Raw genomic sequence first — 995 nt, forward strand, 5'->3', positions numbered from 1 at the left:
GGATTGGTCACTGAAAGTGGGAAATCTTCTAAGATTGGAACTGTATGAGGGTCTCCGTAAACTGTCGCAGAAGAACTGAAGATGATGTTCTTACAGTTATTTTCTTCCATGGCTTTTAGAAGGCTGACAGTTCCTGCGATATTGTTGTCATAGTAGGTAAGAGGGATACGGGTTGATTCACCAACAGCCTTCAAACCCGCAAAGTGAATGACACCAGTCGGTTCTTCCTGCTTGAAAATATCTCTGAGTGTATCTGTGTCACGGATATCTGCCTCATAAAAAGGAATCTCAACTCCTGTGATTCTTTCAACAACTTCTAAACTTTTACGATTGCTATTGACAAGATTATCCACCACAACCACTTGATGACCTGCTTGGATCAACTCAATAACAGTGTGGGTTCCGATAAATCCAGCACCACCAGTTACCAAAATCTTTTCTTGCATCTTTCTTCCTCGATTCTCGGATTATTTTTTCTTATTTTATCATTTTTGATAGGGAATGTCATTTGACATCCTAAACTATCTGCTAAAATTTCAGTAAAATGCTTATACTCTTCGAAAATCTCTTCAAGCCACGTTAGCTTCGCCTTGCCGTGGGTTGGTATGGTTACTGACTTCGTCAGTTCTATCCACAACCTCAAAACAGTGTTTTGAGCTGACTTCATCAGCTCTATCCACAGCCTCAAAACAGTGCTTTGAGCAGCCTGTGGCTAGCTTCCTAGCTTGCTCTTTAATTTTCATTGAGTATCATTCGCTTTTTACTCGTTTGACATAGTTTGCAATTGGATAGTTTACTGGGTCCAAGGTCAATTCCTTGTCTTGGATCAGTTGAGCTAAGTGGTAACCAATGATAGGCCCAGTTGTGAGGCCTGATGAACCTAGGCCACTAGCCGCATAGACACCTGCTAAGCCAGGTACTTCCCCAAAGAAAGGCGAGAAATCACTGGTGTAAGCACGAATTCCCACACGCTCACCCGATGATTTCGCTCCTGC

3 protein-coding genes are annotated in these 995 nt (G+C 42.4%); all 3 read right to left on the reverse strand.

Features of this window, described 5'->3' with window-relative positions; genetic code table 11:
- Positions 1-446, reverse strand: a 446-nt coding sequence (locus tag GMD4S_RS10605; protein WP_001156543.1) for an SDR family NAD(P)-dependent oxidoreductase, incomplete at its 3' end; no start/stop codon positions are given.
- Entirely contained in the window at positions 425-667 is a 243-nt protein-coding gene (locus GMD4S_RS13395; RefSeq protein WP_008291341.1) for a hypothetical protein, read from the reverse strand. The genes GMD4S_RS10605 and GMD4S_RS13395, both read right to left, overlap by 22 nt.
- A gap of 82 nt (positions 668-749) precedes the next feature.
- Positions 750-995 (reverse strand): FAD-dependent oxidoreductase (locus GMD4S_RS10615; protein ID WP_000408052.1); only part of this gene is annotated, 246 nt, incomplete at its 5' end.

The organism is Streptococcus sp. GMD4S (genome assembly GCF_000296955.1).

Bases quoted from the DNA above. Each gene is read 5' to 3' on its own strand.
- GMD4S_RS13395 (WP_008291341.1), bottom strand. From the start codon at position 667: ATGAAGTCAGCTCAAAACACTGTTTTGAGGTTGTGGATAGAACTGACG.